The sequence below is a fragment of the Bacteroides uniformis genome, from assembly GCF_025147485.1.
Lineage (GTDB): Bacteria > Bacteroidota > Bacteroidia > Bacteroidales > Bacteroidaceae > Bacteroides > Bacteroides uniformis.
In genome coordinates, this window is record NZ_CP102263.1 from 4,588,611 (window position 1) to 4,604,140 (window position 15,530).

Annotated in this window: 11 protein-coding genes; 6 read left to right on the forward strand and 5 right to left on the reverse strand. The window is 48.3% G+C overall.

Annotated features, from left to right (window positions below; all coding sequences use genetic code 11):
* Positions 1-18 precede the first annotated feature (18 nt).
* The 4 genes from aroC to NQ510_RS18655 are packed head-to-tail and all read left to right on the forward strand — an operon-like array spanning position 19 to position 4,124.
* Positions 19-1,095: a chorismate synthase gene (aroC, locus tag NQ510_RS18640; RefSeq protein WP_005827187.1), complete on the forward strand. Its 1,077-nt coding sequence runs from the start codon at positions 19-21 to the stop codon at positions 1,093-1,095.
* Between the two features lie 9 nt (positions 1,096-1,104).
* A complete protein-coding gene (locus NQ510_RS18645; RefSeq protein WP_005827189.1) occupies positions 1,105-2,460 on the forward strand; it encodes a dipeptidase in 1,356 nt (451 codons plus the stop codon).
* 15 nt (positions 2,461-2,475) lie between these two features.
* Positions 2,476-3,555, forward strand: coding sequence for an anhydro-N-acetylmuramic acid kinase (locus NQ510_RS18650; RefSeq protein WP_005827191.1), 1,080 nt, complete (start codon positions 2,476-2,478; stop codon positions 3,553-3,555).
* 14 nt (positions 3,556-3,569) lie between these two features.
* On the forward strand, positions 3,570-4,124 hold the full coding sequence (locus tag NQ510_RS18655; RefSeq protein ID WP_005827192.1) for an NUDIX hydrolase: 555 nt from the start codon (positions 3,570-3,572) through the stop codon (positions 4,122-4,124).
* 11 nt (positions 4,125-4,135) lie between these two features.
* Here NQ510_RS18655 and NQ510_RS18660 read toward each other — a convergent pair whose 3' ends face one another.
* From NQ510_RS18660 to mutA, 3 genes are all read right to left on the reverse strand, one after another.
* Entirely contained in the window at positions 4,136-6,325 is a 2,190-nt protein-coding gene (locus NQ510_RS18660; protein WP_005827194.1) for a DNA topoisomerase 3, read from the reverse strand.
* A gap of 315 nt (positions 6,326-6,640) precedes the next feature.
* Positions 6,641-8,788: a methylmalonyl-CoA mutase gene (scpA, locus tag NQ510_RS18665; protein ID WP_005833154.1), complete on the reverse strand. Its 2,148-nt coding sequence runs from the start codon at positions 8,786-8,788 to the stop codon at positions 6,641-6,643.
* A 46-nt stretch (positions 8,789-8,834) separates the two neighbouring features.
* Complete coding sequence (gene mutA / locus NQ510_RS18670) at positions 8,835-10,733, reverse strand: methylmalonyl-CoA mutase small subunit (RefSeq protein WP_005827197.1); 1,899 nt, start codon at positions 10,731-10,733, stop codon at positions 8,835-8,837.
* A gap of 270 nt (positions 10,734-11,003) precedes the next feature.
* Between mutA and NQ510_RS18675 the strand changes: the two genes are divergently transcribed.
* Positions 11,004-12,665 carry a putative transporter gene (locus NQ510_RS18675; RefSeq protein ID WP_005827199.1) on the forward strand — a complete coding sequence of 554 codons (1,662 nt, stop codon included), beginning with the start codon at positions 11,004-11,006 and terminating at the stop codon, positions 12,663-12,665.
* Between the two features lie 76 nt (positions 12,666-12,741).
* Here NQ510_RS18675 and NQ510_RS18680 read toward each other — a convergent pair whose 3' ends face one another.
* Positions 12,742-13,371, reverse strand: a complete 630-nt coding sequence (locus NQ510_RS18680; RefSeq protein WP_034523243.1) for a cytidylate kinase-like family protein — start codon at positions 13,369-13,371, stop codon at positions 12,742-12,744.
* A gap of 104 nt (positions 13,372-13,475) precedes the next feature.
* The gene (locus NQ510_RS18685) at positions 13,476-14,828 is read right to left on the reverse strand and encodes an MATE family efflux transporter (RefSeq protein WP_005827205.1); all 1,353 of its coding nucleotides are present in this window, start codon (positions 14,826-14,828) and stop codon (positions 13,476-13,478) included.
* A gap of 257 nt (positions 14,829-15,085) precedes the next feature.
* Here NQ510_RS18685 and NQ510_RS18690 point away from each other — a divergent pair, with 257 nt between their 5' ends.
* Entirely contained in the window at positions 15,086-15,493 is a 408-nt protein-coding gene (locus NQ510_RS18690; protein WP_005827207.1) for an HU family DNA-binding protein, read from the forward strand.
* Positions 15,494-15,530 lie beyond the last annotated feature (37 nt).

The window sequence follows — 15,530 nt, forward strand, 5'->3', positions numbered from 1 at the left end:
ACCTTTAAAGCATTTGATATGTTCAACTCATTTGGAAATATTCTCCGTCTTACCAGTTTTGGGGAATCACACGGTAAGGGTGTGGGAGGAGTGATAGACGGATTCCCTGCAGGAATAGTCATTGATATGGATTTCGTCCAGGCAGAGCTCGACCGACGCCGCCCCGGACAGTCACGTATCACTACTGCCCGGAAAGAAGGTGATAAAGTGGAGTTTCTCTCCGGCATCTTCGAAGGAAAATCCACGGGCTGCCCCATAGGATTCATTGTATGGAACCAAAACCAGCATTCTGACGATTACAATAACCTGAAAGAGGTCTACCGCCCGTCACATGCCGACTATACTTATAAGGTAAAATACGGCATCCGAGACCATCGCGGAGGCGGACGTTCATCGGCCCGTGAAACAATCTCGCGTGTAGTGGCGGGCGCCTTGGCCAAATTGGCACTAAAGCAGTTGGGTATACACATCACGGCATACACTTCACAAGTAGGCTCTATCCGCCTTGAAGAGAACTATACCGCATACGACCTCGACCTGATAGAGACCAATCCGGTCCGCTGCCCCGACCCGGCGAAGGCGAAAGAAATGGAAGAACTCATCTTCAAGATAAAGGGAGAAGGAGATACTATCGGAGGAGTGGTGACCTGTGTCATCAAAGGATGCCCCATCGGACTGGGACAACCCGTATTCGGCAAGCTCCATGCGGCACTCGGAGCAGCCATGCTCAGCATCAATGCAGCAAAAGCATTCGAGTATGGAGACGGTTTCAAGGGATTAAAGCAAAAAGGCTCAGAGCAGAATGACGTGTTCTACAACAACAACGGACGTATCGAGACCCGCACCAATCATTCGGGCGGTATACAAGGTGGAATCAGCAACGGACAAGACATCTATTTCCGTGTAGCCTTCAAACCCGTGGCAACCGTACTGATGGAGCAACACACCGTGAACATTGACGGTGTAGACACCACCCTGAAAGCCCGCGGACGCCATGATCCGTGCGTATTGCCACGCGCAGTACCCATCGTGGAAGCAATGACAGCAATGACATTGCTGGATTATTACCTGATTGACAGAACAACTCAGCTATAATATTCACCTATGGAAATAAAGAAATATATTACAGAGAACGAGTCTAAAATGCTGGAAGACTTGTTCAGCCTCATCCGTATTCCAAGCATCAGTGCCAAACCCGAGTATCACGACGATATGCTTGCCTGCGCCAAACGCTGGGCACAACTGTTGCTCGAAGCCGGAGCAGACGAAGCTCTGGTAATGCCTTCAAAAGGAAATCCAATTGTTTTTGGACAGAAAATCGTAGACCCGGACGCCAAGACCGTATTGGTATATGCCCACTACGACGTGATGCCGGCCGAGCCTCTCGAACTTTGGAAAAGCGAACCCTTTGAGCCTGAAATACGCGACGGACATATCTGGGCACGTGGTGCTGATGATGACAAAGGGCAGTCTTTCATACAAGTGAAAGCATTTGAATACCTCGTCAGAAACGGACTGCTGCAAACCAACGTGAAATTCATCTTTGAAGGAGAAGAAGAAATCGGCTCGCCCAGTCTGGAAAGCTTCTGCCAAGAGCACAAAGAACTGCTAAAAGCAGATGTCATACTGGTTTCGGACACCAGCATGCTTGGCGCCGACCTGCCTTCACTGACCACTGGATTGCGCGGACTTGCCTATTGGGAAATAGAAGTGACCGGCCCTAATCGCGACCTGCACAGCGGACACTTCGGCGGTGCCGTCGCCAATCCCATCAACGTGCTTTGCCAGATTATCAGCAAAGTAACGGATGCGGAGGAACGTATCACCGTACCGAGTTTCTATGACGATGTGGAAGAAGTTCCCCAAGCTGAGCGCGACATGATAGCCCGCATTCCTTTCGACGAAGAGAAATACAAAAAGGCTATCAATGTAAAAGCGCTTTTCGGAGAGAAAGGTTACAGTACGCTGGAACGTAACAGTTGCCGTCCATCTTTCGACGTATGCGGCATCTGGGGCGGATATACGGGTGAAGGGTCCAAGACCGTGCTCCCATCCAAGGCATACGCCAAGGTATCCTGCCGGTTAGTTCCCCACCAGGACCACCATAAAATATCCAAACTGTTTGCTGACTATATCTTAGACATAGCACCGGATTCGGTGCAGGTAAAAGTCACTCCGATGCACGGCGGACAAGGATATGTATGCCCCATCAGCCTGCCCGCCTATCAAGCCGCCGAAAAAGGTTTTGAAAAAGCATTCGGAAAGAAACCGCTGGCAGTGCGTCGAGGTGGAAGTATCCCCATCATTTCCACCTTCGAGCAAGTGCTGGGTATCAAAACCGTATTGATGGGCTTCGGGCTCGAATCCAACGCCATCCACTCACCTAATGAGAATATACCATTGGACATCTTCCGTAAAGGAATAGAAGCCGTTGTCGAATTCTACCTCAATTATAAATAAAACAAGAAAATCAGGATGAAAGACTTCCAAATTCAAGCCATCGGCCTGATGTCCGGCACCTCTCTTGACGGACTGGACGTATGTTGTTGCACTTTCCGACGACAAGCTAGAAAATGGTCTTTCCACATAGACTGTGCGAAAGGCTATAGCTACCCCGACGCCATGAAGCAGATATTGGGTACCGGTGCACAGACAATGAGTGCTTTGGAGTTCATCACTTTCCACAGCTCCTATGGAAAGTTTCTCGGTGAACGTGTCAACGAGTTCATGCAAGAATTTGGAGTCCACCCCGATATTATCGCCTCCCACGGGCATACTATCTTCCATGAGCCTCAAAAGAGAATCATGTACCAAATAGGTGATGGAGCCGCCATTGCCGCTGAAACCCATATACCTACCGTTTCGGATTTCCGGCGGCTGGACATCATGCTAGGTGGGCAGGGCGCTCCACTCGTACCTATTGGCGACCGGTTGCTTTTTGCTGACTACGACTTCTGTTTGAATATCGGCGGCTTCTCCAACATCTCATTCGAGCAGGACGGGCGGCGCATCGCTTTTGACATCAGTCCGGTGAATTACGTCATCAACCATTACTGCCGGCAAATAGGATTGGAATTTGACCGTGACGGCGAGATAGCACGGCAAGGCAACATTTGCCAAGAACTGCTGGACGAACTGAACGGAATGGATTTCTACCATCAGTCCGGACCGAAATCATTGGGACGGGAGTGGGTGGAAACGCTGGTATATCCCATGCTCGAGCGTTATGGCTTGAGTATGGAAAATATGCTACGTACCTTTTACGAGCATGCCGCCTGGCAAATATCACGCATCATCACCGCCCACCCCTTGCCCGATGGCAATGGAAAGCTGCTGATTACCGGTGGAGGTGCATTCAACAAGTTCCTCATAGAACGTATCGACGCCTTGTGTCCGTGTGAGATCGTGATTCCCAGCCGGCAAATCATAGAGTACAAGGAAGCCCTAATCTTTGCTTTCCTGGGTGCCCTCTATATGGCGGACACACCCGGATGCCTCGCCTCGGTAACGGGAGCCACGGCAGATAATATCGGAGGGATGCTGTTTAAAATATAGTCAATTCTACCATTATGGAAAAATCAAAAGACACCTGGACCGTCTTATCCAGCGAATACCTTCATCGGGCCCCGTGGCTCACTGTGCGTAAGGACCATGTAGTGCTACCCAACGGCAACCATATCCCCTCCTATTATATATTGGAATATCCCAACTGGGTGAATACCATTGCCATCACCCGTGATGGACAATTTGTCTTTATCCGCCAATACCGGCATGGCATACAAGAAACGTCCTATGAGCTCTGTGCAGGGGTATGCGAAGAAGAGGACGGCTCTCCGATGGTTTCCGCACAACGGGAACTTTTGGAAGAAACCGGCTATGGAAACGGAGTATGGAAAGAGTTCATGCAAATCTCTCCCAATCCAAGTACCCACACCAACATTACCTACTGTTTCCTGGCTACGGACGTGGAGAAAATCTCCGAGCAACAGTTGGAAGATACGGAAAACCTGACCGTACACCTGCTTTCCTTGCAAGAGGTCAAGGAATTGCTGCAGCAAGGAAGCATCCGCCAGGCGCTGATGGCTGCTCCCCTCTGGAAATACATGGCGGAGAGAATTATTTAATGTGATTACCCTTATTCAAACGGCTTGCGGAATGTGCATCCGGATTTCCATTCGGAACAACCGTAAGCTGTTTTCCCCTTGATAACGGTACCTTTTCCGCAAAGCGGACAAGACTGACCGACGAAATCGTCAGCTTGTACGGGAACCCACACACTTGAAGCTGCCACAGCGCCCAAAGCCTGTTCCGTCTTTTTACCTGCGGCGGCAGACTTTCTCGGTGATCTTTTCTTCGGCTCCTTTTTCGGCTTATCGGCATCCTCTGTCTTGACAGAAGCCTTACTGCCCTTTTCGGGAGCAGACGCTTGGATGGTGATGTGGCGGTTGCTGTTATCAGAAAGTACACTCATCACGATTTCCGATACCATCTGCTTCAATTCTTCCAAGAATTGTCCGGCATTATATGTCCGCCTTTCTATCTCACGTAGTTTTTTCTCCCAAATACCGGTCAGTTCCGCCGACTTCAACAGCTCCTCATGAATAATCTGTATCAGCTCCACACCGGTAGGAGTGGCTATCAGATTCTTCTTTTCCTTGCGGATATAATTCCGCTTGAACAGCGTCTCGATGATGGCTGCACGGGTAGACGGACGACCGATACCGTTTTCCTTCAGCGCATCACGCAGTTCGTCGTTATCCACCAGCTTGCCCGCCGTTTCCATAGCACGCAGCAGGGTGGCTTCCGTATAAGGCCGGGGCGGTTGCGTCCACTTCTCATATAAATCAGGAACGTGCGGTCCGCTTTCTCCTTTCACAAAAGCCGGAAGCACATTCTCCTCTTCTCCCTTTTCCTCTTTCTCCTCCTGCGATTGTACCGAGGGGGTGCCGAAGATAACACGCCAACCCTGTTCCAGAATCTGCTTGCCGGTGGCCTTGAACTCTATGCTCTCTACCTCGCCCAATACGGTGGTAGTGGCAAACTTACAATCGGGATAGAATACAGCAATGAAACGGCGTGCTATCAAATCGAATACGCGACGTTCCATATCCGTCAGATTCTGCGGATGCTGGCCGGTAGGAATAATGGCGTGGTGGTCTGTTACCTTCGAGTTATCGAAAACCTTTTTGGACTTCAACAATGCAGTTCCTGTCAAAGGGGCTGTAAATGTCTCGTAATCACGCAGACCTTTCAAGATGCCGGGGCATTTGGGATAGATGTCATCACTCAAATAGGTAGTGTCTACACGTGGATAGGTAGCCACTTTCTTCTCATACAAAGACTGGATGATTTTCAGCGTCTCATCAGCGGAATAGGCAAACTTCTTGTTACATTCCACTTGCAAAGAAGTCAAGTCAAACAAGCGAAGTGGCGCCTCCCTCCCCTCTTTCTTGGTGACATCCGTCACAGTAAAAGGAAAATACTTAATCTGATCCAATAGAGCAAGCCCACGTTCGCGGTCGGTAATGGGGTCGATACCTCGATTCTCTTCTTCTTTTTTAGGTTTCTTCCCGGCAGCTATGGCCTCTTTCTGCTTCTCGGCTTCCAGTACCAGTTCCTCCTCACTTTTCCGGAGGATGGCGGAGAAAGTGGTATCACGATAGACGGTCTTCAGCTCCCAGTATTGCTTGGGAACAAAATTCTGTATTTCCAACTGACGGTTTACAATCAGCGCCAGTGTCGGCGTCTGCACACGGCCGATAGAAAGTACCTGCCGGTTCTGCCCATACTTCATGGTGTAGAGGCGGGTGGCATTCATCCCGAGCAGCCAGTCGCCAATGGCACGCGACAAGCCTGCTTCGTACAAAGGCTGGAAATCCGACGCATCACGCAGCTTGGCAAACCCCTCACGAATAGCTTCCTCTGTCAATGAAGATATCCAAAGACGTTTCACCGGACAACGTGCCCCGGCCTTCTGCATCACCCAACGCTGTATCAATTCTCCCTCCTGCCCGGCATCACCGCAGTTTATAATCATATCGGCATGTTGCATGAGGTTCTCTATCGTATGGAACTGGCGCTCGTATGTGGGATTACTAATCAGCTTAATGCCGAAACGGGGAGGTATCATGGGCAGGCTTCCCAAGCTCCATGACTTCCAATTAGGGGTATATTCATGCGGCTCTTTCAGCGTACAAAGATGACCGAATGTCCAGGTCACCTGGTATCCATTTCCTTCGATGTATCCGTCTTTCTTTTCTCTCGCTCCCAATACATCGGCTATGTCACGCGCCACAGAGGGCTTTTCGGCAATACAAACTATCATTCGCTATTTTATTTAGTGGGACAAAGGTAATAAAAAGGGGGCAAGAACGAAACGATAAGCAAGGAACGATAACATAGACCTGGTAATTTTTTCTCTCCAAAAGCTGACATATGAACATAAAAAAAGGAGTACCGCTGTACTCCAACCTTTGTTAACCTTAAATCTAATACTATGAAAAACACATTGCAAAGATACGGACTTCTGATAAATCTGCAAATTATCCAACTAAAAAAATATGTTCTATAACACAGATTAAGAAAAAGGGACGGATATGTAAACATATGCCGTCCCTCTTTTAACATTTAACGTGTCGGATTATTCTTCATCCAACAAGATTTCCAATATCTGGCAAGCAGCCTTGGCAACCGGAGTACCGGGGCCGAAGATGGCAGCTACGCCTGCCTTGTAAAGGAAGTCATAGTCTTGTGCGGGGATTACACCACCAGCAATCACTACGATGTCCTCACGTCCCAACTTCTTGAGTTCTTCGATAATCTGCGGAACCAATGTCTTGTGTCCGGCAGCCAATGAAGAAACCCCCACTACATGAACGTCGTTCTCAACCGCTTCGCGGGCAGCCTCGGCCGGTGTCTGGAACAAGGGTCCCATATCCACGTCGAAGCCACAGTCGGCATATCCGGTTGCAACAACCTTGGCACCGCGGTCGTGACCGTCCTGGCCCATCTTGGCTACCATGATACGAGGCTGACGTCCCTCTTTCTTCGCAAACTTCTCTGCCAATTCACAAGCACGGTGGAAGTCGCTGTCATTCTTACTTTCTGATGAATACACGCCTGATATAGTTCTAATTACTGCTTTATAACGTCCTACAATCTTTTCGCAAGCATAAGAGATTTCCCCCAAAGTGGCACGGACACGGGCTGCCTCCACTGCCAGTTCCAGTAAGTTGCCCTTACCGGTCTTTACACATTCAGTAATAGCCTCCAATGCCTTGTCCACTTCTGCCTGGTTACGTCCTTCCTTCAGACGCTTCAGGTTCTCAATCTGTTCCTGACGAACAGCCGTATTGTCGATTTCAAGAATATCAATCGGAGCTTCTTTCTCCAGACGATACTTGTTCACACCGACAATGGTCTGCGAACCGCTATCGATACGGGCTTGTGTACGCGCAGCAGCCTCTTCGATACGCATCTTGGGGATACCGGTTTCGATGGCTTTTGCCATACCGCCCAGCTTCTCTACTTCCTGAATCAATTCCCAAGCCTTGTGAGCCAACTCATTAGTCAAACTTTCCACATAATAAGAGCCACCCCATGGGTCTACATTCTTGCAAATGTAAGTTTCTTCCTGAATATAAATCTGCGTATTACGTGCAATACGTGCAGAGAAATCCGTCGGCAAGGCAATAGCCTCGTCAAGAGCATTGGTATGCAGTGACTGGGTATGTCCCAATGCAGCAGCCATCGCCTCGATACAAGTACGGCCCACATTGTTGAACGGGTCTTGCTCTGTCAGCGACCAGCCGGAAGTCTGGGAGTGCGTACGCAAAGCCAGCGACTTCGGATTCTTAGGATTGAACTGCTTCACAATCTTTGCCCACAACATACGTGCGGCACGCATTTTGGCAATTTCCATAAAGTGGTTCGTTCCGATGGCCCAGAAGAAAGAGAGACGCGGTGCGAAAGCATCGATGTCAATACCCGCAGCCGTTCCGGCACGCAGATATTCCAAACCGTCTGCCAGGGTGTAAGCCAACTCGATGTCTGCCGTAGCACCCGCTTCCTGCATGTGGTAGCCGGAGATGGAGATAGAATTAAACTTAGGCATTTTCTGGGAAGTATATTCAAAGATATCAGAGATAATCTTCATAGAGAATGCAGGCGGGTAGATATAGGTATTACGCACCATGAATTCCTTCAAGATATCGTTCTGGATAGTACCAGCCATTTCTTCTAACTTGGCACCCTGCTCCAGACCTGCGTTGATGTAGAATGCCATAACAGGAAGTACGGCACCGTTCATGGTCATGGAGACGGACATCTTGTTCAAAGGAATTCCATCGAACAGCACCTTCATATTCTCCAAGGAACAGATAGACACACCTGCCTTACCTACGTCACCCACTACACGTTCGTGGTCGGGGTCGTAGCCACGGTGAGTGGCCAAGTCGAAAGCTACGGACAGACCTTTCTGTCCGGAAGCCAAATTACGACGGTAAAAGGCATTTGACTCTTCCGCTGTAGAAAAACCTGCATACTGACGGATAGTCCAGGGACGCAATGTATACATTACAGAGTACGGACCACGCAAATAAGGAGGAAGTCCGGCAGCATAACCCAAATGTTCCATTCCCTCAAGGTCTTCTTTTGTATAAACAGGCTTCACCTCAATGTGTTCCGGCGTTTTCCAATCAGCATGGATGCCGTTAGCCTTTTGCCACTCAGCACCATTGACGGGTTGAAAAGCGGCATATATATCTAAGTTTTTAAAATCTTTTCGCATCATGTTATTTACGATTTGACGATTTATGATTTACGATTGAAGTTGCTTACTTCAAAAGTTTGGCGTTGAATTCTTTTAATGTCTCTAATACGTTGACACGGACATGGATAAAGTTCTCGATACCGGCAGCCTTCAAGTCGTCCATGCAAGCAGGAGCACCGGCTACGATAAACATGGCACGGCCATTCAGAGCCTTGAAGGCAGGAACAGCATATTCTGCATATTCATCATCACTTGAACACAATACCACGATGTCGGCCTTGGCAGCCATAGCTGCTTCTATACCTTCTTCTACGGTGGGGAAACCGAGGTTATCCACAACTTCGTATCCGGCACAAGCCAGAAAGTTGCAAGAGTACTGTGCACGTGCCTGGCGCATGGCCAGATTACCGATAGTCAGCATAAACGCTTTCGGGCGTTTGCCGGAAGCCTCTGTTTCGAGACGCAACGCTTCAAATTCACTGGCAGCACGGTCAAAGTTCAGTGTCGGAACATCTTTTTCGCAGGTATGTCCGCCGCCGCAACAGCAAGTAGCCTCAACCGGTTTCTTATCTCCCGCCTTTTCATTAAAGTTGGGGAACTGGTTAGTACCCAACAGCACTTCCTTGCGCTTGGCAACTGCGGCATGACGCGCCTTGTTGCTCTCGTTTACGGCAGCCTGCACTTTTCCGGCTTTCACGGAAGCATAGAAACCACCGTCTTCTTCTACAGCGAGGAAGAGGTCCCAAGCCTGCTTGGCAATAGAGACGGTCAAATTCTCAATATAGTAAGAACCTGCAGCTGGGTCAATAACTTTATCGAAGTGCGATTCTTCTTTCAACAGCAGTTGTTGGTTACGCGCCATACGCTCAGAGAATTCGTTAGGAGCATCATAAGTCTTGTCGAACGGAGTAACCGTCATTGAGTCAACGCCGGCAAGGGCGGCACTCATCGCCTCAGTCTGCGTACGCAACAAGTTTACGTGTGCATCAAACAAAGTCAAGTTGAATGAAGAAGTTTCCGCATGAATCTTCATCTTGGCTGCACAGCGGCATTCGTTATCTTTACCCTTGTTGTCGCAGTCGCGCAGACACTCGGGACTGTAAGAAGCCACAATATTAGCCCACAGCATACGTGCAGCGCGGAATTTGGCTATTTCAAGGAAGTAGTTGGAACTGATACCGAAATTGAACTTAATCTTCTTGGCTACCATTGCAGCCGGCAGACCGGCATCAACCAACTGATTCATATATTCATTACCCCAAGCCAAAGCATAACCCAGTTCCTGGAAAATATAAGAACCCGCATTGTTTAATGTCAACGCGTTCACATTCAATACACGGTATTTCGGAAGGGAAGCGGTAGCCTCGAGCAGCGCCTTGGCTGTTGACACCATATCACCTTTTTCTTTACCTTTGGCCAGCATCTTGTTGAAGTAGTCATAGTTGATGGAGCCCCGCAATTTCGTCAAGTCATAATCCTTTTTCTGGAAATAAGCGACAAGAAGTTCTGCAAGTTCCACCACATGCCCCTGGCAGGTAGAGAAATTCAACTCGACACATTCCGCGCAGATATCTTTCAACAAAGTTTCAATATACTCTGCGTTCAATTCCTTGGCCTTTACATGGAAAGAGAGTGAATCTACACCTTTATTCAAGATGTCCAACGCCTTGGCATTGGCCTCTTTGGGGCATTCCACTTTGATTTCCTGACGAACAAGCCATTCATTGTTGTCTTTCTTGGTACCTCTGAGATAAGGAAACTCGCCGGGAAGAGCATCTGTTGTCTTCAAACCTTCCAAGTCCTCCATACGGTAGAAAGGTTTCACCTTAAATCCTTCGTTTGTCCTCCAAACGAGCTTCTTCTCGAAATCCGCCCCTTTCAGGTCTGCGGTAACTTTCTCCATCCACTGCTCAGTGGAAACGGGAGGAAAGTCGGAGAAGAGTTTTTCTTTACTGTCTGCCATAGTTTATTTAAAATTTAAATAGATGAATACTATTCATTTTTGTCATCAAGAGACTTGCAAATATAAGGAAATACTTAGAACAAAATCTTTTTTTAGAGAAAATTGCACTAACAGATGACTCCGTGCCCATACGGATTCAGCGTATTCACCGGAAGCATACTCTACTTTTGCAAAGTTGATATAGCAAAAAGTACCACAAAGCCTTTGCCACCTCCTTTTTATTAAGTATTTTTGCGCGAAATTTTAAAAAACGACATATTAATAGGTACTATGAATTGGTTAGAAAGCTTGCTATGGGACTCTTCATCTGTCGCTCACATCGTTTGTTTGTATGCATTCGTAATATCTGTGGGCGTATTGCTGGGTAAGATTAAGATTTTCGGGGTATCGTTGGGGGTTACATTCGTCCTCTTTGCCGGTATCCTGATGGGCCATTTTGGCTTCACGGGCGAAACACACATTTTGCATTTCATCCGCGAATTCGGTTTGATTTTATTTGTATTCTGTATCGGTCTGCAAGTCGGGCCCTCCTTTTTTTCTTCCTTTAAGAAAGGGGGTATGCGGCTGAACATGCTTGCTGTCGGTATCGTGTTGCTGAATATCGCAGTAGCATTGAGCATCTACTTCATTGACGGAGGGATAGACCTGCCAATGATAGTAGGTATTCTCTATGGTGCCGTAACCAATACTCCGGGTCTGGGTGCCGCACAAGAAGCCCTGAACCAGATAAACTATACGGGAGACCCCATTGCATTGGGATATGCCTGCGCCTATCCGCTTGGTGTGGTAGGTATCATAGGTTCCATCATAGCCATCCGCTATATTTGCCGGGTGAACCTCAAGAAGGAGGAACAGGAACTCAATACGCAGGAAGCAGATGTAAAGCATCAGCCGCACATGCTTCACCTCGAGGTACGCAATGAATCAATTTCCGGAAAGACCCTGCTCCAGATAAAGGATTTTCTGGGACGCCCGTTTGTATGTTCGCGCATACGCCACGAGGGGCACGTCAGTATCCCCAATCATGAAACAATATTCCACGTAGGAGACCAGCTCTTCATCGTATGTTCCGAAGAAGATGCCGAAGCGGTAACCGCCTTTATCGGAAAAGAAATACACGTAGACTGGGAAAAACAGGACACTCCGATGGTTTCCCGCCGTATCCTCGTCACTAAATCTGAAATCAATGGCAAGAAGCTGGGAAGCCTCCACTTCCGCAGCATGTACGGTGTAAATGTAACCCGTATCAACCGTTCGGGTATGGACTTGTTTGCCGATCCCAATCTGGTACTTCAGGTAGGTGACCGTGTAATGGTGGTAGGCCAGCAGGATGCCGTAGAACGTGTAGCCGGCGTATTGGGTAATCAGTTGAAACGTTTGGACACTCCGAATATCGTAACTATTTTTGTGGGAATCTTTTTGGGAATCCTGCTGGGAAGCCTCCCTATTGCATTCCCGGGTATGCCGACACCGGTTAAGTTAGGTCTTGCTGGTGGTCCGCTGGTAGTTGCCATCCTCATCGGACGTTTCGGTCACAAAATGCATCTTGTGACGTACACCACCATGAGTGCCAACTTGATGTTGCGTGAAATCGGTATCGTGCTCTTCCTTGCCAGTGTCGGTATAGAAGCTGGTGAGCATTTTGTACAAACAGTAGTAGAAGGTAGCGGATTACTGTATGTAGGCTATGGATTCCTGATAACTGTTATCCCCTTGTTGATAATCGGTATGATAGCCCGTTTCTACTGCAAAGTGAACTACTTCACCCTGATGGGTTTGATAGCAGGTAGCAACACAGACCCTCCCGCATTGGCATACGCCAATCAGACATCAGGCAATGATGCTCCGGCAGTAGGTTACTCCACGGTATATCCATTGACAATGTTCCTGCGTATTCTGGCGGGACAGATGATATTGCTGACAATGATGTAGGAGGAATTAAGGAATTAAAATTAAAGGCTGCGTAGTTGGGTTAAACCAACATTGCGCAGCCTTTAATTTTAATTCCTTAAAGTTTCAGCTTCTTCTTGACGAACTCTTCTATAAAGTCCACCGTAGCTTCAATACCCAATACGGAAGAATCGATACACAAGTGGTATGTTTCGGCAGCTCCCCATTTTTTGTAGCTGTAGTAGTTATAGTATTCGGCACGCTTCTTGTCCGCTTTGTTCATCATCTCCTCCGCTTCACGCTCAGAAATGGAATACATTCGGCAAATACGCTTGATGCGCTCCTCATTGGAGCAGGAAATGAAGACATTGACACAGCGTGGATGTTCTCGCAGGATGTAATCGGCACAACGCCCCACAAACAAGCAGGACTTCTCCTCTGCCAATCTGCGTATCACGTCACTCTGCACTTTGAACAGAGCATCATTACTCAAGCAATTCGTGGCTGGGATAGCCCCGTCACTGACAAAAGGGAAACGCATGCCGAAGAGCCCTCCAATAATACCTTGTGAAGCTTTCTCATCAGCTTTCTCAAAAAACTCACAACACAGTCCACTCTCTTCAGAAGCCAACCTAATCAGTTCCTTATCATAAAAGTCAATACCCAGACGGGCAGCCAGTTTCTCGCCTATCTCCCGTCCGCCACTGCCCAGTTGACGGCCTATATTGATTATAAAATTATTGCCCATACGCTTGTTCATCTATTGGTTTGCAGATAGCAAATATAAATATTCTTACGGAATATCTGCAGAAAGTAGGAAGAAAAATTCAAAGCCTCTCCCCCGACCCATCCCTACAAGGGAGAGGTTCTGAATTTGCGGAATTGACAAACCAACATCACCAATGCTATCAAACTTGCAAGCAAATCGGATACCGGCATGCTGTACCACACTCCTGCCACTCCGAAAAACTGCGGCAGGACAAGCAGGCAAGGAAGCAGGATCAGCATCTGCCGGGTGAGGGAAAGGAATATCGCTTTGCCTGCCATGCCTATGCTCTGGAAAAAGTTGGAAGTCACCATCTGGAAACCAATAATCGGGAAGAACATTACCGTAATACGCAGTCCCGTGACCGAAAGCTCTGTCAGTTCCGCATCCGATGTAAAGATGCCCACCACCAGGTCCGGCACCAGCATACCGACCAGAAAGCCGAAAGTGGTCACTGCCGTGGCATAGATTATCGTCAGTCTCAGCACCTTGTTCACCCGTCCGTACAGCTTCGCCCCAAAGTTATATCCGGCAATAGGCTGCATTCCCTGATTCAGCCCCATCACAATCATCACTACAATGAAAACCAGACGGTTCACGATGCCGAAAGCCCCGATAGCCAAGTCGCCGCCATACTTCTTCAACCCCTGATTGATAATGATAACGATGAAGCAGGCTGCCAGGTTCATCAGGAAAGGAGACATGCCGATAGCAAGCGAATCGAATACAATCTTACGTTTCAGACGGAATATCCCCCGGTGGAAATGCAACAGCTCGTCCTTATTGCTGAAAAGCTTGAACTGCCACGTCAAAGAGATGACTTGCGCCACAATGGTAGCGACGGCAGCGCCACGTATGCCCCAGCCGAAACCATAGATAAACACCGGGTCGAGTATGGTATTGATAACCACCGTGGCTATGGTGGCATACATCGCCTTCTGCGGATGCCCTGAAGAGCGTAGCACTGCATTCAGCCCCAGATAGAGGTGCGTAACGGCATTTCCCAAAAGGATAATCTGCATATAATCCCTGGCGTAGCCCACCGTCTGGTCACTGCCTCCGAAGAAATAGAGAATCGGGTCGAGAAAGAGCATGACAATGATGGTAAAGGCCACTCCCAGCACCATGTTCAGCACAAAGACATTGCCCAGCACACGCTGTGCCGTGTCATAATCCCTCTGCCCCAGCTTGACGGAAATCAGTGTAGAGGCTCCCACACCCACCAGCGAGCCGAACGCCGCAGCCAGATTCATCAACGGGAAAGTCAACGCCAATCCCGAAATAGCCATCGTCCCAACGCCGTGACCGATGAAGATACTGTCTACCATATTATATAAAGAGGATGCCGTCATTGCGATGATTGCCGGAACGGCATATTGCATCAAGAGTTTACCTATACTTTCCGTCCCCAACGCCGAGGGAGTCTTTTGTCCTGCCATATTATATACCTATTTCTTTTTAGCGGGTGCAAAGGTACTCTTTTTTTAAAACAGAACAGCAGAAAAAACACCTTAAACCTGCACACTATGCGGATGATTTATGCTATCTTTGCGATTCAATGATAAATCATAAGATATGATTACCATAATCATACCGTATGATTGATATAATCATACCGTATGATTGGCACATTCATACCGTATGAACCATGCCTGACCTACCGGTTGAGCCGGACACATAATAACAACAAGCCCCCATGGCATTCTATAAGAAAGTAAAACAGAAAGGCGACGACAAATGGCACCCAAGAGCCGTCACCAAAGGACATCCCTATACAACGGATGAAATAGCCCGATTATTGTCGGAAATGTCTACGGTAACCCCGGGAGATACTTATGCAGTATTAATGAACCTTGGTGAAGTGCTGGGCAAGCTGATGAGCTCGGGACACTCCGTAAAGCTAAAGGGCATCGGGACGTTCTACTACACCTGCCGTTCGGAAGGCACCGGGGTAGACACCCCAGAAGAAGTGAGTCCGGCGCAAATCACTGCGGTGCAGATACGCTTCATCCCCGAATACTACCGCGGGCAATGCGGACAAGTGACGGAACGCACCCTCCTCTCCCCGCATATCGAATGGGTAGATACCGAAGGAGAGGATTAATGTCACTCCCCGTTCCCTATATTTCAAGGAAAAAGGT